We start from the raw sequence: 21,889 nt of genomic DNA on the forward strand, positions 1-21,889 counted from the left end.
TGGGGGTCTATGTTTGACATTCAAATTATCGAAATAAAAATATTATTAATGAAGTTTTCGGACCATTCAGGATCGTTCGATTTACTCAAAATATCTTTGAGCCAAACCTTTAATGTTTCAATTGGATAATCTGCATTTTTGTATAAGTTAATCACGGTGATAATCTGTTGATTCAGTGCTGTTGTTGAATCATTACGTGCGATCATTTCTACAAGTTTTGTGTAGGCCTGAAGGAGTTCTGGTTCTTCAGCTCCAGTGACTTTACGGGGTTGCTTGCTAATCTGGCCAAGAATCTCAATAAATTGTTCTTTGACCAGCTCAATCGGGTGGATCTGACTAAATCCCTGTTGAGTCAGTAAGGCGTATGCGCGTAAAACCAAGCTAAACCAATTCTTTTTGGTCATGCTATCAGGATAGAGGCCTATATCATCCAACTGTTGTTTGATGCCAAAGAATAGGGCACTGATAGAGTAGTTCGGGTTAACCGTGCTTTGAATTGCAGTCGTCCACACGGCATTTTGCATTTTATGACGTATAACATCACGCGTGTAATCAACGCCGTATAAACATTTAAAATCGTTCCAGTCACTTAGATCTAGCTGTTCTTCAGTAAATTCAGGTCCAATCATGGCTGCGTTTACAGCTCGGCATGCTTCTGTTGCGTAATAGATACCGGGATTGCGCTTTATTTTGCTTTCTAATGCTGTTTTATGGTCATTATCATTGAAAATATAGAAGCGTGAAAACGGGAATTCGGCACGGAAATCACGTACTACATTCATGATGTTGCCAGCCACGTACACGACAATGACTGGAATAGAGTATTGAATTGATTCTGCAATTGCTTCACCAGTGGCGTAGCCCTCACAAAAGATTATCCGATCTTGGTTCCATGCATCCAATGGATCTTTATATAAGATTTTGAAAGCGCCGTTTGCAAGTACACCACGTAATGTAAACTTATCTTCACCACGCTTGTTTTTGTGTTCAGCGATGGTCTGAAGGAAAATGATTTGATTTTTGAGGTTTTGCCCCTCAACTAAAAGCTTGTTCTGACGTAGCGACTGTTGATCTAGATCTGGTTGCAGATCAATAATACGGTTCAGAATAATGGTGTTGTTCTTGTGTTGAGGGTAGTACTGGCTGACATAATCAATCAGCTCATTTTTAGTGAAGTTGCTTGGATTGTACAATCTAGCATGACTGAAGCTAATCTGCTTTTTCACATTGTAGTTGTGTGGACGGTTTGGCAAGGGTAGGCTTCTGGCCCATTCAAAACCCGTATAGATTTGAGCCAATATCTCTTGGTCTTTTTTGTTCTTCTCAGCACTTTTGCATGAGTTTAAGAAGCGTTTAAGATCTTCTTCTTGCTGTTCCTTGGTATATACGGTGTCACCAGGTTGCAGATCCATTTCTTGAATGTATTCATACAAGCTGTAAGTGAAGTTTGCACCGCCAGCATGAAACCAACCATAAGACATACGTGCGTTATCTAGATCTACGAGATACCAGGCCGTTTTTTTCTTATTTTTTGTGGCGTCATTGTGGTGATTGGTTCTGAGGTAAATACGTTTAGAGCTTCGTTCAAGCTGAAAGTCACTCTCACGATCAAATACAATGCCCTCATTTTCAAGATGCGATCTAAATATTTTAGATAGCGTACCAATATCGATACCATACTTGATCATGAGGGGGTTCATAAATAAAGAAACTCACTTATAAATATTTTATAACCAGCGGTTGAGCGACTACATATTTTGATGGGTTGTTAGTTTGCAACGTGATTTCATGAGCGTAATGCCATGCCTTAGTGATACGGTTTAGGATGACACTTTCAAGGTCGTCTTCTAAGAATTCGTAAAGATTAAATCGCACGTTGTTTAAGATCAGTTTTTTATAACCTTTCACAAGGGTATTTAAAAAATTCTGGGATTGGTCCATAAAGGCGTTAACGTCAGCATCATAACTTATTGTTTTATTCACGACTGCATTATAAAAGTACTGCTCAGAATCAATTTTAATAATATGCATCTGCTCTAAGAATGACTCTAAATAAGCTGGATGCATATTTTTACTTAAAAACTTACAGATCCGCTTATTCTTGTTGTCGTTAAAATAGATGTATTTAGAGGTTAGCTCAGCATTAATCACTGTGACATATTCGCCGTCCACACGAAACTTCACGGTATTATTGTTGGTGAACTGCAGCATTAATTCTGTGAAGATATAGCTATCTAACGTTTTTTCATGCTTAAACGTCTGCTTGTCCAAGAAATAACTGTTGTACTGAAGATCTGCAACATTGGCATAGCTTTGAACGAATTGAGCGATGTCATTGTGCATGTTTTGGGTGTCGAGATCCGATACTTCAGTTGAAACCGATTGAAAGGCACTATTTTTATAAAGATGCCCCAATAATTCTGTTTGATTGTAGTTTTTAGGTTTAACTTTCAAGCCAACAGTAAACTCGTCTTGCTCATAATTCCCTTTAATTAGATTGCTTAAATAACTTTCAGCTTCTTGAAAAGATACGTTTCCAAGGTTGTCTAAAAATGATTTTAAGGAAGTGCCATCTAATCGTACTGCAACATGAGATATAAATGATGGATCGAACTCGAAACGCATAATACTTCATTGATTGAAATGGGTATTAAAATTATATAACAGGTTTAAGGAAAAAAGAATGAAAACCTTTAAGTATTATTACCATAAAAGTAATTTTGAATTGATTTAATAAGTTTAGTTTCGGTTTCTTGAGTATATAAACTACCTGAAATTAGTTTTAAGCCAGTATCAGTTTTAAGCCAATGTAGTGTATTAAAATGGTCATTAGCGATATGGCTACTCTTGTGCATGCGCGACACAAAACCAGTGTTCAGACCAGTATCAAACAGGCGTGGACAACTTGGTGCGTGGACATGATAGAGGACTTCACGGCGTTGATTGCTAGAGGGTGATTTACCTACGCCACGGCGTACTGGCATACCTTTGTGCTTTCTATAACTATTGAGAAATGAATCAATCGTATCGTTATACGTGGGTTGCATCAGGTAGCCACGGTGATTGTAGATGTCAGTTTTAGGATGAATAGAGAAATTAAATAAGCTAAGCATTTTACCAAGTAAGATTAATAGCTCAGGACTACCTTTAAGGTTGGTACCAATCAAACTATCTTTAATGGTTTTAATAGTATCCGTGCGATACTCTAAAACCACATAGTCTCCCCAATTAGAGGTTAAGCTTAAAGGATCTTCATCAGATATGTTGGCTTCAGTATCTTCATAGCAAAACACGATGATCAGTACTTTAACGTTGTTTCCGTTAAACAAAACTTCGTTTTGATGCGCGAAAAAACCATATAAAGGTTTGTCGTTGTGTCCTAGACCTGGTGTATGAATAAAGTTGGTCCACTGAAAGTAGTAATTCAGCAAATGACCATCGACATAGCGACCGTTTTCATCATTCAATAGGGTGCGATATACATCATTTTCAAGCTTTAGCACGGGTTGGCTGTACCGCCAAGCGCTCAACGCTGCAGTCGTAAATGCAAAGTCATAAAAGTTAAACTCAGGGTTCATATTTTTATAGAACAATGCATAAGGCTGTAACACACTTTCCCATACCTGTAATGGGATAAAGATGTTGGAACCCCACTTAGGAATCTCCGCAAAATAACCAGTGCCATAGGTATGATTTACGTTATCCCAAAACAGGCGTTCTAGCTGTTTATAGTCTGGAATGTCTTCGCTTTTAACCAATGATGCTGTACATAATGCTAACTTTTTCTCCAGTGCCAATAATTGACTGACAGGAGGGTATAAGCGACCAGCTTTTTGCGTAAAAACTTCCGCATTCAACTTTGATATAACATCAGCAAAGATTGAATCTTTCACTATACTGGTCTTCCATAAAAGGTGTGTGAGGGTGGCTAATTAGTATAAGGCATTCTAACAAGTTGTATGTATTCTATAAGGCGTAAAACTCTAAAAAGTTGATAATATATATCAGTTTTTAAAGCATTCACATTTCATACATAATTCTAACCTTGCTCAAATATAACATCATATTGTTTGCGATTTCTAAACAACAGTTTAACTAATCTGCAATATATCAGGGTAGAGCTGAGTATAGGGCTTAATCATTACTTTTGTTCAGCATGAGATAATAGTTTGTGGAATTTCCGTGAATATGATTAAAAAAGCTTTAAAACTTATTAGAGATCGGTTATATTACGAATCAAGGGATATTACCCTATTTAATAAACTATTAGACTGAGATTGTTCTAATAGTTTTTTTTTGCCCTTTTTTTGACATTTCCTGTTTTTTCTTCTATAGCTTCTGCTATATTTCTCCATATTTTACTCTATTTTTCGTTATTTTGATTAATTTTTGATCAATGTTAAAAGCTTAAATAATCAACAACTTAGCCATTTATACCCACTACTATCCACAAAAACCTGTGCATAAAAAAACCAAATATTAAATCCCAAAATGGAATTTCTTCAATTTTAAGCTATAATTATGCTCATAGTTTTAATCATTGTAGTGGACTTAGTTATGAGCCATGTAGACCAAATAGAAACGATTAAAATTACTAACCGCGAAATCGGAATATTGCCTAACAATGTGCCAGTAGTAGATCAGTTTTTGAATAACTACCGCACACATAAAGCATCAACGACTCATTCAGTGGCTAGTAATTCACCTTTAATGAACATTACCAATTCAATGCATGTGCATCGAGTAGAAGATTCCCCCTATACTCAACCTATTCGTAAACTTCATTAGAAATAAAAAAAGCAGCGATTTCGCTGCTTTTTTATTGCCTATTGCATTTCTTTAGTGCTGATCCATATAGCTTTGAGTGAGCTTCTTACGCTCGTAATTCTCTTTGAGCTGTATGCCAATACCAATAATTATTATAGGTAAAATGGCTAGGGCAAAAAGAATGCAGATCGAATCAAAAATTGGCCTGGGCATATGAGCGCATTATTGCGGATTCGCATTGGTTAATTCCTCCAGTGTTGGTGGTTTTGTGGCGACTGGTTCATTTGCTGGTGCTTCAGGTGACACTTCTGGTACTTCAGGTGATACTTCTGGTGTTGAACTTGGTTCTTGTTGTGGATCTAACTTGTCTTCATAAGACTCTTGTGGAAGGCTATTGCTTGCAACAAAGTTATCTAGAATATCCTGAGCCTTATATGCCTTATTGCATTCGTCATTTGAGGCGTACATTTCTTTTTGTACGCTATCGTCTAAATACTTTTCTCGGCCATCACTAACATCATCGCTGTAATAACCAGCTTTCTTAGCAGAATCTATATAAATGGAATAACAAATATTTAAAACATTACTACGCTCGTAATCATGTTTGTAATACCAGTCAATACTACGTTCCTTTGCATCAGTTTTCGTATCTTCAAGGTATTGATCTAAGCGTTTCTCTTGTGGCGTAGACGAACACCCGATGATTAACAATGAGGTGCTTAAAACTATAAGTTTTTTAATCATGGTTTTAGCTTAAAACAAACGATACCTTTATAGTACAACATTAATTCGTTAAATAATATTTTTGGAATTTTAATTTGTGACGGTTAAACAGTGCATTTTCAAACAATTAAGCCATTTTTTCCCATAATTTTAGATAAATATTGTTGTCTTTTTTCGCGTAGATTATTGAAAACAGGAAGTAATTTAACCACTTGAAATGTTCATCCAACTAAAGATTAAGAAATAAGCCCTTAAAAGTGTTTGTTTATCAACCCTTAAACCTATTTAAACATTTTAAAATTGTATATACTTAAACCATTACTAGATTAACTTCAGTAATTATTACTAAAGAAAGTTAAAAATTGGATGAATTTTAATGAGTAGTTTGTTCATAGTAGAGTCACCCGGAAAGGTCGAAAAAATTCAACATATCTTGGATGACCTGTATCCGCACGAATTCGTTGTACGCGCTTCAGTTGGCCATGTATGTGATTTACCTAATCATGAGATCGGTTTCTCATATCCAGCCTTTGTTCCTAAATACGAAATATCTCAAAATAAAACACGCGTTGTTCAAGAATTAAGACAGGCTGCTAAAAATGCAGATACGGTTTTCCTCGCAACTGACTTGGACCGTGAAGGTGAAGCCATTGCATATCACTTAAAACGTATCCTGAACTTATCTGACGATCAGTATATTCGCGTCAAATATAACGCTATTGATAAAACTACGATCGCTAATGCACTTCAAAATGGTGAAGAGCTGGATCAAGGTATGGTGGCATCTCAAGAAACACGCCGTTTCCTTGACCGTATGATCGGTTTTTACTTGTATGAGCCAATTTCAAATATTTTAAAAGGCAAATTTCCTGTTGGCCGTGTTCAATCTGCCGTACTCGTTGTGCTTGGTGATTTAGAAGATCTACTGAAAAACTTCAAATCACATGAACATTACAACCTTGAAGTAACTCTAAAACAAGGTTGGGCTGCGAAATGGGATTTTTCTAAGTGGCTTAATCCTGAAATGAAGGATGTGCACAATAACCAGTGGTTAGATAAAGCTTCAATTACCCGTCTACAAAGCGAAATTGATAAAAAAGACTTAACCATTACCAGTGTTGAAACTAAGCCATCTTTCCGTAGTGCTCCAGCGCCGTTTATTACTGTTGATCTGCAAGCTGCAGCTGCAGCGCGTCTTGGTTTGGATCTAAAACAAACTATGGATGCAGCGCAAAAGTTATATGAAGGTGGTTATATCACTTACCATCGTACTGATGCTGCCGTAATTTCGCCTGAGGGCATGCAAGCTCTAGAAGCTTTTGGTGAGAGAGAGGGCATTGCGATTATCGGCAATAAAGCCAAATCTCGCGATGGTGCTCAAGAAGCACATGAATGTATTCGTCCTAGTGACTTCTTTACCTTTGAAGCTGGTGAGGACAAAGTTCAAAAGGATCTATACCGTCTAATCTGGTTGCGTACTGTTGCATCGCAAATGGCTCCAGCTGAATACGAAGTTAAATCCGTTGTAGGTGTCTATAAAGATGTCACGCTCAATGTAGATGGTGAAAGCATTACTAAAGATGCTGAATTCAAAGCTTCTAGCCGTATCTTAAAGGAAGATGGTTGGTTGGGTTTATTAAAGACCTACAGTATTGATGAAAATGCACTTGAATACGTGGACGGTGAAGAAGATTCAGAAAAAGAACCTGAACATACGCTACCTATGGATATTGAGGTCGGTCAAAACCACAATGTTATTGCTGGTAAAGTTATCGCGACCAAAACCAAACCACGTTCACGCTACACCGTACCATCATTGGTCAAATTACTTGAGAAAAAAGGAATTGGTCGTCCTAGTACTTATCAATCAATCTTTGAACGTTTAATCAAGCACGGCTATATCAAGCTTGTTAAAAAGAAAATTGAAGTTACACCGCATGGATTGACCTTGATTCAAAACATTAGAGGTAAGTTTAGTTTTGCAGATCCGCTTTACACCAAAGAAATTGAAGAAACACTGGATCTAATCGCTACTGGTGATGCCGATTACAAACAAGAACTCCAAAAGTTCCATTTAGGGATTGAAAGTGAATTAGGACAGTTCTCAAAACATTGGCTTGATTCATTCCCTATCTACAAATGTAATAACTGTGATGACGGACGCATGTTGCCGAAAATCGGTACCAATCGCGACAAAACAACATCGGTCTACTGGTCATGTAATTCATGCAAAAGTTCAGCGCCAAACAGAAATGTTGATGGTAAAGATGAACCGGGTAAGCCAACTGTACGTGAGCCAACTGCTCATTTATGTTTATGTGGCAAATCACTGACTCAGGTTACAACTGATAAATCTGTATTTTTTGAGTGCTCTCAACGTGCGTTCGTAGATGGCACCTGTAAAGAAACATACCGTTCTACAAATGACGAAAGCGGTAACTTGGTTCCTGATTTTGACGAATATCGCCGTAACCATACATACAAATGTCAGCTTGAAGGGTGTGGCGGTTGGTTGCGTGAGTTAAAAGGTATTTCAACTTCTTCAGGTAAGCCGTATCACTTCTTTTCTTGTGAAAAATCCAATCCAAACCTGAAAGGCAAAAAATGTAAGTCGGGTCCATTAGAGGTGTTCCCTGATGGTAGTCCTAACTACGAGCCAAGATTCCAAGTGACCAAAACAGAGTATCCATGTATCTGTAAAAAGCCTCTTGTACATACCAAGTACCGCAAAGAACCTGGTGTTTACGAAGAGCGATACAGTTGTGAAGCTGCATCATGTAAACGTTATTTCGACATATTGCCAGATGGATCACCAGATACCCAACTTACAAAATCTCGCACTGGCAACGAAGCCAAGTGTTTTGAGTGTGGCCAGACCATGATTCAGTCTGCATTTAATTTACGTGGTGAACGTAAGTATAAATGGGATTGCTTTAGCTGTGGTGCAAGTGGATACGACAACAACGGTGAGCCAGTTCAACGTGGCAAAAAGAAAGCCAAGTCTAAATCGACCTCTACAAAAGCTAAATCAAGTAAATAATTGAATAGGTGAATAAATGAGTAATCACGAACCAGATGATATGGACAACATCGGGAAGGAAGCTGAAGAAGCGATCAAAATCCAACCCGATGATGAACATGTAAGTGAGCCTGAACAGCCAGCCAAGACAGCAAAGAAGGGCAAAAAAGTAAACATTGATGAAAACTTTTTTGCTAAGCATAAAAAGCTAATCTTGATTGGCGGTGGTGTTCTTTTCTTTTTGTTATTTGCTGTGGTTATTTTTGGCAATCAAAACATCGAAGTTGAACGTCCACAACAAAGCGATGTTGAACTTGAAGCTCGACTGCAGAGTGAAGTTGCAAGACGAGTAAAAGAAGAAAGTATGAAATTGGCTGCTCAGCGCAATAAAATTATCGACCGTATTAGTCGTAACTTTGACTGTAACGCACCACAAGTATTCTGTCATGCACAAGATACGTCAGAACCGTATTCAACTGTCGTTTCTAGTTTGCAGAACTTCCAATTTCAGCCAGATACGCCGTATGAAGTTTACATTGAAGTCTACCCCTTGAAAGTGGATGCCCAAAACCCACAAACAAGTCAGCGTAAAGGAAGTGTTTGTAGCGCGAACAACGTGCACCTTTTCTTATGCCAAAAAATCGTAATGAAAAATCCTGCGCTTATGGCCAATCAGATCCGCGAACTATATGCGCTACTAACGCCGTCTATGACTTATCGCTTGCAGATCAGCAGTCGTCCAATTACGCCAAGTGACATCGATCTGACATTGATTACTACCGAACTGGACAAAATGAATGCCGATTCTGCAACTGCTAGTGAACCTGAATTGGAGTGTGTACCGCCAGATCCTAAAAAAGATCCTGTTGCGTACAACTTATACGAAACAGGGGGCATGTCTTGTCAAGACATCATGAAGGACTTAGCTGCACGTAAGACAACTGCTCCAGCTGGTCAACCTGGTCAAGCTCAACAAAGTGGTGGTGAACAACCACAACATCCTGATGCATTTGGTACGCCAGTAGCAACACATTAAACATACTAATAAGAAACGGATTGATTTTGGTTAATCCGCTATTAATTGGCTTTTGGTTGAGAATACTAATTTAAGCATCTGTTTATCAAATAGATCTTAAAAAAATGAAACAATAAAATGCAGATTTATTCTGCATTTTTTAATTTTCACATTACAATAGTTTAAATTCGCAACTTTTAAGCAACCGGGTACGCTATGAACAACCCAACCAAAATTCAAGATCTGCAAGTGGCAGATTTGCCGTCCACGTTTAAGCTGAAGAAAAAACATAAAGAAGAAGTTTTTCTGAAGTACAAAGAGTTGAATGAGGCACTATTCAAAGTAGGGTACATTCCAGTGACGTTCTCAGACTTTGTGCATGCACTTATAGAAACTGGCGTAAAGGGATTTTCTGTCGAAGAATATGTCAACGCTCAATTAAACTCTTAATTTTAGAACTCTAATTATTTTTTTGATGTCAAAAAAAATGGACCACATTCGTAATCCATTCCTTTATTTTCTTTAACGATTAACTTTCTATTTTGGTACCACACTGAGGGCAAAACAGCATATTGTCCTGAAGTGGTTCACCACATTTCACACAAAACATATTCTTTTTCGGTTTGATGATCACTGGTACTTGATCTGATAGATCCTGACTGTGTGTTTCAGGGTTATTCATCAATCCAAGATGTGTACCATGTGTTCTTGGTGAGTTTTTATTGATTGCGCTATTCATCTGGTTCATAGATGACATGCGGTTAATATCTACTTCAGACGTTGGGGCAACCACAATGCTTTGGCTTTTGGCAAAGTCGGCTAAATGCTCTTTCAGTACAACAGCATCATCAGTACAAGCAGTCATGCTCAAGATCGCACGGTTTTGATATTTACCGAAGGTCGTTGTGCTAATTTCAGCGTACCAGACACGTAACGTCATGGTTTCAACATTGATGACTTCTTTTTGTGATTTCACGCTGTCGTCAAGGTAACGGCCAAAGTTCATTTGAGACAATTGATAGCTACCTTTAGCCTCAACCCATATTAGTTTTGATACAAAGTCAAAACGGCTCCATAGGTAATTACCGTGCTCAAAACAAAACTTCCCTAAGATCCACATCGATACACCAAAGAAACCATAAGTGAAGTCGCTAAAATCCAGATAGCTTCCGTTATATAGACCTTTGGCAAAAATAGTCATTAATACGACTGAAGCAATAAAACTTAACAATCCAAAACTATTGAGGATGGCTAACCAGCGATACTTTTCTTCTTTGAAGCATGAGCTCAATGTCATATCACGAAGGGTATTGATTGGCACTGGTTGAGTTTCTTCTAAGATCTCACCCTCAAAAGCACCGTTTTTACTGCGAGAGTTGATAACTGGCAACTGGCGTGAATAGATTCTGTTAGGAATAGCACTTTCCCAATTCTTTTGTAGATGGCGTTCAAGTTCATCAAACAATTGCATTGGTTGGCAATTCATACTCAAACTATCCTGAACGACTCCAGCACTGGCTTGTGGTGGCTGTTTTACCATTTGAGCAATCACGGCCAAGAAGAATATCGCAATCGCAATCAGCGCTGCAATTAACGTAAAAATTGCTTTATCCATGCTTGGCAACCAAATAGGTGCAACTGCATGTTGGGTAAGGATAGGAACCAATACAGGTCCAAGAATGGCGACTAAAACCAAACCAATGACTTTAGATAAACCAATTTCTTGTGCACCTGAGTTCGGATTAGCCATAGGACGCAATAAAACAATCAAAATAATGGCGTTGTAAACAATCCCAAGCCAAGCACCTGTATTGGGTGATGCACCCACATACGCGATTAGAGCACTCACTAAGGTAATCAGAAAAACAATCGCATTTTGAAATTGAGCTTCTGCAGCGTTACGGATGAATAATGGCGAAAAAATAAGATTAGGGAACAGTGAATATAGAATCCCGTTCACTGAGCCTTTTGGTTCTTCATAAATCAAAGCGCTTTGGCGTAGGATCTCTTTAATATCGGTTGCACCAGGATAAGCACCAGTTTCTTGAATGGATAACTCCTGTGCAAGTCCGGCTGGTTGATCACGACCAAAGTAGAACTTTAGGTTTGATAAGCCTGTGGTCAGCAGTAGAGCGCCATAACTGAACATTGCTAGACCAACTATAAGCGGTGGTAGTGCAACAAATACACCGTTACTGAATAGACCTTTTGCACTGAAAATTAAGCTTAGGCCAGCCAGCATAAAAACGATGGCACCGATCACTTTAAAAATGTTTTCTATTCGGTAGGGATTAGGGAATTCAAACCGCTTATCTTGCGAGTTATATTCATATGCCATTTTTAATACTCCTTAACGCATTTATCTAATTACGTTTTAACTGGTTAATTATAACTAAGTCGTGGGGTATAAAGTTTTTTTAGTTAAAATGAATCACTGTTTTAGTTAAGTTTTAATAAGGGAATTTAAAAAGTATTTTAAAGGCGCATTAAAAAAGGGGATAACGAATCCCCTTTAAAGATGTACCAAGCTTATGTGCTGTTATTTGTTTTGATCTGCTTGTTTTTGAGCATCTGCAGCTGCAGCGTTCAGCATAGAAGACATATCATTTTGCTCGTCCTCTTTTGGTGGATTTTGTTCTGCAGTTTTTTGATGTGCATCAAAATCGTGGCCCTCAACTTTTGAAGGTTTTTCATTATCGACATAAGCTTCACGCGCTGCTTGTAGGTCTGCAGATGGATCTACTTTGTCAATTTGTTCATCTGGTTGAATAGGTTTTGATTGAGATGTTGATTCTTCTTTTTTACTACAACCAACTAAAACCAAACCTACAGATAATAAGCCAGTTAATAATAGAGTTTTGAATGACATTTAATCGCCTCCAGCGAAACATAAGCAAAGGTATAGTCACATATACTTATAATGTATATACCAAAATTTAACTAAAACTAGTCCGTTGTATAACGTGACCTTTATAAAAACGGTTTAAGTATATACCAATTGCAAATTTTCTTGTTATCGGCTGAAAGCTAATAGAATAGGGTATCGCTTAACGACACTATATAATGGCAAAAAAAAACCACCTTTTACGGTGGTTTCACTAGTTTTAAAGATTAAATCTCTTTAAGGTCTAGATTTTGTTCGCAATAACTACGTACAGCTTCTTTATCTGAAGGATCTAAACCCTTTTCAATCATTTCTTCACGTAACCATTTAATTACTTGACCGCGACCAGCCCAACGTAAGCTGTTGTTTTCACGGTGAACCCATTCATGCGTAAGCTTACGTTTTTGACGTCTTACAGGCTCAACTTTTGTGGTATCAATGTGGTTGTTTTTTAGATATTCACTAAGTGTATGGATGTCCACAACACCATCGGCAGTAATTTTTTCTGAAATGATTGCATTAATGGCACTAACAGCATCGTGAAAAGCTTTATTTTCTTTAACGACTAGTTGTTGTTGAAGTTCTTCAATATAATTCTGAAGTTCAACAGGTGACATTTGAGCAACATTTTCTGGTTTTGATACATTTAACATGTCATTAGTTCCAGTATTGCGAGTTAAGTTGTTCATGATTAAACCTTTAGAAATATATTTGAAAATTAATTCAAAATATCTCTTACGACAAAACCATTTTTACACATTTACATTATTAAAATCAATTAGAGTTAATCGTATTTATACCTAAATATACCTTGAAATGGTTTTTCTTATAACTTTTATGTCTGGAATTTCCTTAAACCTAATGACAGGAATGCCAGCACTCTTCAAAAGCTCGTCACGCCTTTTATCTTTATCCTGGGTATATTTATGATAATGCCCATCAAGCTCAATAGATAATATAGGATTGTAGTCTTCATCAACAATCAAATAGTCCACGTAAAGCCTAGAAAACTGATTTCGGGTACTTATGTTTTGCGTGGTCATAAAAGCACTCATGCTTACTTGCACCAAAATGTTGCGTGATGGAATGACCTGTTCTAGTGCATCAAGCATTGTAATCTCGTCTTTTGTAAGGACTTTTTTAGATACAAGCTCCTGATTCTTTTGAGGCTTACGATAGCCTTTTTTTGAATTCTTTTTGGCTTTAGTTTTAGGTTTGCGAAATACGCCACATAAAGCAAAAACGAACTTATACACTATATAAAACAATAATGAATAAATTATAGACTTTAACAAAAAGGAATTTAAAATCGTTTCCATAAACCTAATACACAACAAATTTTAAAGGGTGCTTAAACTTCTTAAACATATTAGATAGTTTTAACGGTGATTGATACGAATTAACTAAAAATGTTTAAGGACTATTAGTGATGCAATGTTAAAAATAGTATAATCTTGTAAAGACAGCTTAGAAGCAGTTTTAAAAGTAAAACTGGTTCTCACAAATAACACCGACTATTTCACTGGAAAAGTTTAAAATGGTATTTAATAAACGTACTTTAGCTTTACTGATTGGTACAATCTCGCTATCAGCACACCTCTATGCCAACAACACAACCGTTAAAGTCTCACAAACTCCAATTGTATCATCTTCACCAATTCCCTTAGTTAAAGCGAATGCAATTGAACAATATTATATCAATGTTAAACATCGCTTTAATGGTGCGGAATTTGAACAACCGCCTCGTAAAATTAAGAGCATTAAACTTAACTTGAATGTTATTAATAACGGGGAAGTGGTTTTAACGGCGCACGAAGCTGATAAATCCAAGCTGGAAGACTATTTACAGCAAAACCCTAAAAACTCGGAACTATTGGCCAGTTACGTTGCTCGTATGATCAATTACAACCACGGCTATACGGTTCCTGAAAACAAGGGTAAATACAGCAAGTATGCAAGTACGACTGTATATGAAGCTCTTCTTGATGAATTGAACTATAACTTCGCAACTACGCCAGTAGGATCAGTAGATAGCTATGCAAGCCAACAACAGCTTGAATCTGCTTATCTATACATCCTTTCTCGTTTAGATCCACAAGAAAAAGCGGTGTTTTGGCAATTTGTGAACACATACAAAGTAGGGGATAAGATTGAGATCCCTGAAGGTACTGTTATAGCAGATGTCTTGAACACTTATAAAATCCAATTGAATTTTAAAGCGCCTTAATCACTAAACAAGTAAGGAATATTTTCGAGTAGCTGAAAAGGAAAGTCATTTCAAATATCAGGTTATGTAGGGAAAAAAATTACTGTTTGTGGTACTGGTGTTTTATCCAATCATAAAGGAAAGTTTCAAATTAAAATTGCCGACCTACGTTCTTTGACTTTTAGATAGATGTTATTCAGGTTGGGATTCCGTAATTATTAAGCCTTTTCCTTTTTGCATTAAAAAAGCCTACATTGTAGGCTTTTAGCTTTTTTAGATCTGTATTACTGAATTAAGTCGTCAACGGCTTCACCAAGGTAGGTTGGATCGTATTGCTTATACAAATAGTTTTCCAGAATTGGTAAATCTGGTGCTAAAACCATTCGCGTAATTTTAGGACGATCTTCTTCAAGGTTAAGCTTCACATGTACGGCGAAGAAATCAATGTTGTTCGTGATGAAGTCATATTCTTTACGACCAGCACTTTTGAGTTGATCAACCATACGCGAAAAGAAGCGGTTATTCGTAATAGAGCAATTCAAGAACTCTAACGCATCTTTTTCAGTAACATTAATTTCAATAATGTTATTGAGGAAGGCTAGCTCTGGTTTAATTAAGTTGCCGTTACGGTCTGCAGTTAGACATTTTGTAGAAAAGGTACCAATACCAGCCATACGACCATCATATTTCACAAAACCGTGCTCTTCAGATGCAACTAAGTTTGACGCATGAACGTATAGAGTAGGGTGGTGCTTTGTATTCCACTCTAAATCAATAACGTCAGTTTCATTTTCTACATAGAGAGTTTGTAAAAGGGATCTATTGAGGTTGGTATAGAGGACTTGATCAAGCTCTAATACTTTGCGGCGATATAGCTCAGCGAAGGCAATACCGTACTGAGATAAGATATTACATGTTGTATTGAAGCTATTGCAGTAAATCGCACGGTTATCGTTACCGCCGTCTCGATCCTCACTGACCACAATTACATGGTTCCCTAAAACACCATTGATTTTATAAACCACAATTGAGCCTAATGCGAAGTTTTGGGTAAGTAGTTCTTCACCCTCAAATCGTACTGCCGTGCAGTTTTTAATATTTTCTGCGCTTAAAGGATAATTACCCGGTGTGATGGACCACAATGTTGAGACTGGTACAAATAGAGGCTCAATAGAACTACTTAAGTCAACTCGACCAATCGTGATGATGCTTGTGCCGTTAAAACTATCGCCCTTGTGTTCTGCAACGGCTGATGTTCCGATCGTACCTGGTATTTGTGCGTTCTCTGAAGCGCTATTATTTGGTACAACTGATTCTGTCATGAAACAACTCACTAAAAGTTTTATCTTTGTTTAAAAATACCACATGATAAATAGTATTAAAACTTATACCACTATTATAAGATGATCTTTAAGATTCATAAAGGTATATTTATGCTAAACCATAAAACCCAAGTTTGTTTTTTTAATAACCTGATTGGACGTTTTTATAAAAACCATTTGATCATAGATGTTAAACCTTTAAACCTAGATTTTATTTTAGATGTTATTGAATTCCCGACATCAATTGAAGGTTTCAAAAAAGCACCTAAAGTATCAAAAATTAAAATACCTTTTACGCAACTTGCTCAGGATCTTCAGCCACAAAATTACCTAGATTTAGTCCAATCTGATGCCAAAAATCTGTATCTGCAGATTGGGCAAGAAAGACGTTATATTCACGGCGAACAAACTAATTTTTCATATGCTACATCGGTGTTTCAGCAGATCGGTGATGATGAAGTGCTCCAGCTTGAGGCTTTGAACTATGCACTGAAGCTCCAAAGCATTACTAATGGTATTCAGCAACATACAACAGCGATTGAGACATATATCGAGCTAAAGCCTTTACGATATGCGTTTAGCTTAGATACGTTCATAAGTGCAACTGCAGATCTAGATCAACCTTTCGATACTCGTGAAGCGCTTTCTGGCCATATCGTTAACCATTGGGAAAAATGGGTTAAAGCAAACAATATCACCAGTGAAAGTTCTTATGATGCGGTGCTAATAAATACCGATAAATTAATACTGGTTCGAGTCGGTATTCACTCATTCTCAGTGAAGATTACAGACCTTGAAGTGGCTGACGGCGTTATCTATGCTTCTCTTTGTGATTTAGAGCTCTTACAGGTGCTTCTACCAACGTTCTTTGATGGTATACCTTGCCGTATTACTGCATATGCCGATATGAACATTCAATATGCTGTATCGCAATATAAGACTTGGCTATCAAGTCAAAACCTGAAGAAGATCCAGTACGTTCGCAAACAAGGTATTGAGAAGTACTTGCGTAAAAAATTAGAAGATGAAAGTGACTTAATCGGTAACGCGCAACTTGCCAAAACCTTAATGAATACCAGCTATACAGAACAAACAGTCTCGTTTTTTTCTGACGCTTGGGGATTATCGTACGCAAACCATTTTGAGAAGAAAATTCGTCATGCTTTTGATCTGGTCATACAGGCTTTGGATCATGAAGGGATCTCATTAGAGCAGCTGCAGTTCATCAATAGCCTAACAAAAGGGGCAATTGAGAATGCTATTAACGAGATGCTGAACAAGACTGGTTCACCGTTAAACGTGGTACCAACACTCACTCAAGAATTACTGTTAATTTGCGATGAATTCAATGCCAAAAAACTCAACATATCAAGTGAGCTCTTAGATGCAATCACTCAGTTTGCAGAACAATATGCAGTATCACCACTGTTGGCCATTAAGCGTGATAGCGCCGTGTATTTGCTGTATGAACCATTAGATGCCGATAATCAGTTAATTGATTATGAATGGTTTTCTACTGCGGTATATACCAAAAATCAGTTTGTGCCTGAAGCAGATGAACAACATAAAACAAATGTAGCGGATCTTCTTAAATCGGTTGAAGTACTGCATGTATTCAAGCCGAATATCCTGTCGTGGACCAATGGCAAGGTATTTGAAACGCCAGAAGAAAAGAAAAATGCTTTTATGTTATGTCTCACACCTGAAGCATTTGAAAATCAAATAGAATTCTTAAGCACGAAGAACGCAATACCAGGATATTTTAAAAACCTGATTACATCCTTAGGTGGTTTAAATTCAGTGGCCACGGAACAAGATAAATACGGTGTATTTTTGATTGAGTCGATCGCTAAAAATTTGACTGGTTTTGCATATCAAGGACAACTCTTTCCTATCGATCAAAATGCCCAAATTGACTTAGATCAATGCTCAAATTTAACGCTTAATTCTAAACTACTACCAAAAAACTACCTGACCTTTAAAAGACTAATGAGATTAAGCGATAGTTTAACGAATGGCGTTAAATAGGTTTAAGGAATATTATTATTTTTACTTTAAGTTTAAATAGTGGTTTTTTAAATGCACAAAAATAAAGTATTATAGTTTCAAACTTAAAACCCTTTTTAAAGTTATATAGAGAATACTGAATGAAACTATTAAAAACTGCGATGGTGGGTATCCTTGGTACTGTATTAGCGCATACAGCTTTCGCATTTGAGGATGAAACTATCCCAACACCGAACTTTAAGGAAGCGTATGTAGGACTTTTAACGCCATCTAAAAGCTTTAATGTTGTTGCTGGTGGTCTTAGACCTGAGATTAGCGAATACAAACTGTCTGATAGCTATTTTGAAAACAATTCAAATCAGCGTTATAAAGCGACAGCTCACCTTTACCAGCAAATGAATACTCAGCAACGTGCGATGTATATATTGCTTCAACATACAGCGTACTTAAACGATATTTTCTATCCTCAACGTAATCCGCTGACCAATCCGAACGTATCTGACGAACAATTAAATGTAGAGCCGGTACTTAAAAAGCTCCAGTCATTCCGTACTGATAATGGCCTGGTTGAAAAAGTTGTAGACCGTGAAACGATGCTCCAAGCATTAAAAGCACATTATGACTATTACATGCGTGACCAATTCACCGTGCGTTTTTATGGCAAAAACCAAAATACCTTTACCTATGGCATTGATAACTTTTCAGGTTTAAAAATTCGTTCGGTAGAAGGGAATATTCGCATTGTCGATCGCAAAACAGGTACATTGTTGGGTGATTCAATGATTAAGTTAAACCACTGGATTCCATCTAACCGTGCCAAAGAGCGCCGTACTATTGATTTGCCGTCTACCATGCCTGAGTGGAAGGACGTAGACATTAAAGATCTTGCAATCAAATTCCAACCAACTGCAATCACTACCATGCAGGGTAAACGCATTGATATTAATAAGATCTATGCGTACAACACTGAAAAATTCAATTTTTAATGCATAAAGCGGTCTATCTCGACCGCTATTTTTTTTGCTTATGTACAATTATTAACCGTAGCCTAAGCAAAAGTTATAAGTTACTTTTCCCACGAATCAAACTAAGGTTGAACCTATGAAAAAAGCTCTCCTATCAATTGCCACTGTAATCATGGTCGGGGATGCTCAGAAGTGCCGAATGATATGTCACATATCGATGTTTTTTCTTCCGATCGCTACCTATCAACTGCACATCAATTTAATAAGCTTGTTGATGATACGTTTAAGTATCCGTATTCTAAAATACCGTTTTTTCTAGTGACGAAAGGGTGGAGTGTTAGTGGTCCAAAAGAGCCAGTATCGCAAATTGTGTATAGTTGCTTAACTTCTAATGAAGTGGAATTAGTGACAAAAATTAAGCCACTCATGCCCGAAGTGACCTACATCAAAACACCTGAAAATCAGGTGAAAAATTGCATCATTAAACATTCAAATGACTCAATTAATGCTGATGCATTGAATGACCTTAAAGCTTTCCCTTTATTCCAAAAATATGCAGACAACCCATTTTTACGTAAGACCGTGGATGCTGCGAAAGCAGATGGCAAAATCTCAGTAAAAGAATATATGGATATTGTGCAAATTGTCATAAAATTAATTGGGGCTGACAAACAGGTTCAGCTAGAGAAAACTATCCAAGAGCTTTAAGTATTCATATGTCGGAAAATCTATCCATGCATAGCATGACGAACGAAGAATTGATTCAAGAATGGCTTGATAGCCTGAAGCTTGAAAACAAATCCGACATGACGATTAATGAATACAAAAAGTGCATACTTTTGATGTTGGAAATGCCTTTTTTTAAAGGCAAACATCTCTTGGATCTCAACCGTGAATATATCTCTTTATTTCGCTTACACCGGGCAGATGTGGATGCTGTTTCCGCACGAACACTGAATAAAAACTTATCTGGCATCAAAAATTTTCTGAGCTATTGCTTGCGAAGAAAATACATACTGGAAAACTTCTTTACTGATATTCAGGTGAAGTACAAAAATAATTCCTTACCGCGACCAATCGCCGTGGACACATTGAATGAGATCCTTGATAACAAGGCTCCATTAAATCCTAAATACAACAACCAAAAATTAAGAGATCTAGCAGCTGCAGAAATTGCATATTCTGGCGGTTTACGTATCTCTGAATTACATGCCATCAAACTAAGTGATATCAACCTCAGTGCTATGCAACTAAAGGTATTGGGTAAAGGAAATAATGAACGGATTGTTTTTTTAGGAAAAAAATCACTAGAGGCTATTTCTACTTGGCTTTTAGTTCGTAATCGTTGGATTTCAAAAGCTGGAGTAGAAGACTGCGGATATTTATTCATTGCACCATCTGGCAAACATATTGCGAAAAACCATTTAGGTGCATGCATTACAGCTCTGTTAAAGGCGCATGGTTCTGGAAATATTGGTAGTACTCATGCTTTGAGACATAGTTTTGCATCGCACTTGTATAACAAAACAAAAAATATTCGCGCCGTTCAGGAAATGCTAGGTCATAAATCACTATCTTCGACACAAGTATATATTCTTGTAGATCACGAAACGTTGATTAGTTCTTATAAAGATGCACATCCACGCGCTAGAGCGAACCAAGATTAATAATTTATTCGCTTCTTGTACTTCTAAAGATATATCGTAAACGATCGAAATAATTAACTTTTGATGGTGCCCGTAATGGCTAAGACTTTTGAACAAGTAAAAAAAGAATTTTTCAATACAAGGGTCATCACAAACAATCGACTACCTAAGCGTGGTGAAAGCCACAAAATTGCTGTGAAACTTGGTTTAATAGACCAAAAACAATCAACATATGTTAAAAAACAGAAACTTTCATATGTTGGCTTATCTGTAATTGAGTGTTTTGAAGAAGCTGGTTTAGATGATGTCTATATCAATGAAAAAATTGAAGAGTTTTCAGAGCTAAAAAACTATACTTCATTACATAAGGCATTAAGAATACTTGATGACGGCCACATGGCCCGTTTAGCAAAAAAATTAGAGGTTTCAGTCGATATGCTCAATGCGACATTGGCTGTGCTGAATAAAATATAAAAAACGGATTGAACCAACCCATGAATGCAAATGAGCTTTATGAAAAGTTACAGCAAATTGGTAAGCCACTGGTCCACGTAGAAAGCCTCGTATCTACAATGCAGTTGGAAATCCCTGTTGAGGAGATTGAAAAACACATTGAACTTTTCGGGGTTAATTTTTTACTGGTAGAAGTTGTTCGATATACCTTTGACGGTTTTCTATCTCCAGAGTACCAACACTATATAGACGAATTCATTGCAGAAAATGAACTGGATGAAGATGTCATTTTGAATATCAGAAATAAAACATCATCAGATATAGGCCTGGTTAATGTTGGCTTTAATCTAAATGGTTGCATCCTTGGCTTAACCCATACGGATGAATGGATGGAACATTTATTCCACTTGGTTAAGTTCATTACTGACAGTGAAAAACGCGAGAAAAGTAGGAACTTTTTGTCTGAACAAGACAAAATCAAGGAACAAAAAGTTTTAGAAAAACAAGCCAAAGAAAAAGAAAGGGAAGTGATGATTCAACAGGTAGAGGATCTCACCAATACCGATGATTTTAAATTATGCAAAACGAAGGGTGAAATATTGTTGTTTTGGGAAAAGAACATTCCTGACCTATACAAAACTCTATCCAGAACTTTTATGGAAACAATGTCTAAGAAATATATCTCTATATTGCGTGGCTCATGAAGTGATACGATATGAGGAAGAACAACGAGTAGTGCATAAATCAGCGTTCTTAGAGATGGATCCGTAAATTTGAACAACTCCTATAAGTGATATTCTGCTCCTCAAATGATGTTATAAACATCAATATATGGAGTATTTTATGGCACGTAGACCAAGAAGAAATCATTCAAATGATTTT

Annotated in this window: 19 protein-coding genes; 10 read left to right on the forward strand and 9 right to left on the reverse strand. The window is 37.0% G+C overall.

Annotated elements, in window-relative coordinates; translation table 11 throughout:
- Positions 1–20 precede the first annotated feature (20 nt).
- From FTT77_RS14565 to FTT77_RS14580, 4 genes are all read right to left on the reverse strand, one after another.
- Positions 21–1,688 carry a virulence-associated e family protein gene (locus FTT77_RS14565; RefSeq protein ID WP_227518626.1) on the reverse strand — a complete coding sequence of 556 codons (1,668 nt, stop codon included), beginning with the start codon at positions 1,686–1,688 and terminating at the stop codon, positions 21–23.
- A gap of 28 nt (positions 1,689–1,716) precedes the next feature.
- Positions 1,717–2,625 carry a hypothetical protein gene (locus FTT77_RS14570; protein WP_077170259.1) on the reverse strand — a complete coding sequence of 303 codons (909 nt, stop codon included), beginning with the start codon at positions 2,623–2,625 and terminating at the stop codon, positions 1,717–1,719.
- A 68-nt stretch (positions 2,626–2,693) separates the two neighbouring features.
- Complete coding sequence (locus tag FTT77_RS14575) at positions 2,694–3,893, reverse strand: hypothetical protein (RefSeq protein ID WP_005028487.1); 1,200 nt, start codon at positions 3,891–3,893, stop codon at positions 2,694–2,696.
- Positions 3,894–4,989: 1,096 nt separating this feature from the next.
- Positions 4,990–5,511, reverse strand: coding sequence for a hypothetical protein (locus FTT77_RS14580; protein WP_078389065.1), 522 nt, complete (start codon positions 5,509–5,511; stop codon positions 4,990–4,992).
- A 355-nt stretch (positions 5,512–5,866) separates the two neighbouring features.
- Here FTT77_RS14580 and FTT77_RS14585 point away from each other — a divergent pair, with 355 nt between their 5' ends.
- The 3 genes from FTT77_RS14585 to FTT77_RS14595 all read left to right on the forward strand — a co-directional run bounded on the left by FTT77_RS14585 (position 5,867) and on the right by FTT77_RS14595 (position 9,974).
- The gene (locus FTT77_RS14585; RefSeq protein WP_148728177.1) at positions 5,867–8,530 is read left to right on the forward strand and encodes a type IA DNA topoisomerase; all 2,664 of its coding nucleotides are present in this window, start codon (positions 5,867–5,869) and stop codon (positions 8,528–8,530) included.
- 16 nt (positions 8,531–8,546) lie between these two features.
- On the forward strand, positions 8,547–9,545 hold the full coding sequence (locus tag FTT77_RS14590) for a hypothetical protein (RefSeq protein ID WP_148728178.1): 999 nt from the start codon (positions 8,547–8,549) through the stop codon (positions 9,543–9,545).
- A 195-nt stretch (positions 9,546–9,740) separates the two neighbouring features.
- Positions 9,741–9,974, forward strand: coding sequence for a hypothetical protein (locus FTT77_RS14595; protein WP_005028471.1), 234 nt, complete (start codon positions 9,741–9,743; stop codon positions 9,972–9,974).
- 79 nt (positions 9,975–10,053) lie between these two features.
- Here the strand turns inward: FTT77_RS14595 and FTT77_RS14600 are convergent, their stop codons facing one another.
- The 4 genes from FTT77_RS14600 to FTT77_RS14615 form a co-directional block, all read right to left on the reverse strand.
- The gene (locus tag FTT77_RS14600) at positions 10,054–11,862 is read right to left on the reverse strand and encodes a zinc ribbon domain-containing protein (RefSeq protein WP_148728179.1); all 1,809 of its coding nucleotides are present in this window, start codon (positions 11,860–11,862) and stop codon (positions 10,054–10,056) included.
- 201 nt (positions 11,863–12,063) lie between these two features.
- A complete protein-coding gene (locus tag FTT77_RS14605) occupies positions 12,064–12,393 on the reverse strand; it encodes a hypothetical protein (protein ID WP_005006208.1) in 330 nt (109 codons plus the stop codon).
- 242 nt (positions 12,394–12,635) lie between these two features.
- Complete coding sequence (locus FTT77_RS14610; RefSeq protein WP_038350047.1) at positions 12,636–13,097, reverse strand: H-NS histone family protein; 462 nt, start codon at positions 13,095–13,097, stop codon at positions 12,636–12,638.
- 111 nt (positions 13,098–13,208) lie between these two features.
- The gene (locus FTT77_RS14615; protein ID WP_125274761.1) at positions 13,209–13,727 is read right to left on the reverse strand and encodes a DUF2726 domain-containing protein; all 519 of its coding nucleotides are present in this window, start codon (positions 13,725–13,727) and stop codon (positions 13,209–13,211) included.
- 218 nt (positions 13,728–13,945) lie between these two features.
- Here FTT77_RS14615 and FTT77_RS14620 point away from each other — a divergent pair, with 218 nt between their 5' ends.
- The gene (locus FTT77_RS14620) at positions 13,946–14,635 is read left to right on the forward strand and encodes a hypothetical protein (protein WP_148728180.1); all 690 of its coding nucleotides are present in this window, start codon (positions 13,946–13,948) and stop codon (positions 14,633–14,635) included.
- A 263-nt stretch (positions 14,636–14,898) separates the two neighbouring features.
- Here the strand turns inward: FTT77_RS14620 and FTT77_RS14625 are convergent, their stop codons facing one another.
- Positions 14,899–15,936 carry a hypothetical protein gene (locus FTT77_RS14625; protein WP_038350020.1) on the reverse strand — a complete coding sequence of 346 codons (1,038 nt, stop codon included), beginning with the start codon at positions 15,934–15,936 and terminating at the stop codon, positions 14,899–14,901.
- 81 nt (positions 15,937–16,017) lie between these two features.
- On the opposite strand from FTT77_RS14625, the gene FTT77_RS17505 reads away from it, so the two are divergent.
- The 6 genes from FTT77_RS17505 (at position 16,018) to FTT77_RS17510 (ending at position 21,711) form a co-directional block, all read left to right on the forward strand.
- Positions 16,018–17,964 (forward strand): hypothetical protein, encoded by a 1,947-nt coding sequence (locus tag FTT77_RS17505; RefSeq protein WP_257224732.1) that lies wholly within the window; start codon positions 16,018–16,020, stop codon positions 17,962–17,964.
- 119 nt (positions 17,965–18,083) lie between these two features.
- Positions 18,084–18,929, forward strand: a complete 846-nt coding sequence (locus tag FTT77_RS14635; protein WP_042893442.1) for a hypothetical protein — start codon at positions 18,084–18,086, stop codon at positions 18,927–18,929.
- A 183-nt stretch (positions 18,930–19,112) separates the two neighbouring features.
- Positions 19,113–19,616, forward strand: coding sequence for a hypothetical protein (locus FTT77_RS14640; protein ID WP_228160833.1), 504 nt, complete (start codon positions 19,113–19,115; stop codon positions 19,614–19,616).
- Positions 19,617–19,651: 35 nt separating this feature from the next.
- Complete coding sequence (locus FTT77_RS14645) at positions 19,652–20,575, forward strand: tyrosine-type recombinase/integrase (RefSeq protein ID WP_228160832.1); 924 nt, start codon at positions 19,652–19,654, stop codon at positions 20,573–20,575.
- A 75-nt stretch (positions 20,576–20,650) separates the two neighbouring features.
- Positions 20,651–21,028, forward strand: coding sequence for a hypothetical protein (locus FTT77_RS14650; protein ID WP_005006227.1), 378 nt, complete (start codon positions 20,651–20,653; stop codon positions 21,026–21,028).
- Positions 21,029–21,048: 20 nt separating this feature from the next.
- Positions 21,049–21,711, forward strand: a complete 663-nt coding sequence (locus FTT77_RS17510; protein WP_227553516.1) for a hypothetical protein — start codon at positions 21,049–21,051, stop codon at positions 21,709–21,711.
- The last annotated feature ends 178 nt before the right edge of the window (positions 21,712–21,889 follow it).

The sequence above is a fragment of the Acinetobacter sp. YH01010 genome, from assembly GCF_013420775.1.
Classification (GTDB): domain Bacteria; phylum Pseudomonadota; class Gammaproteobacteria; order Pseudomonadales; family Moraxellaceae; genus Acinetobacter; species Acinetobacter amyesii.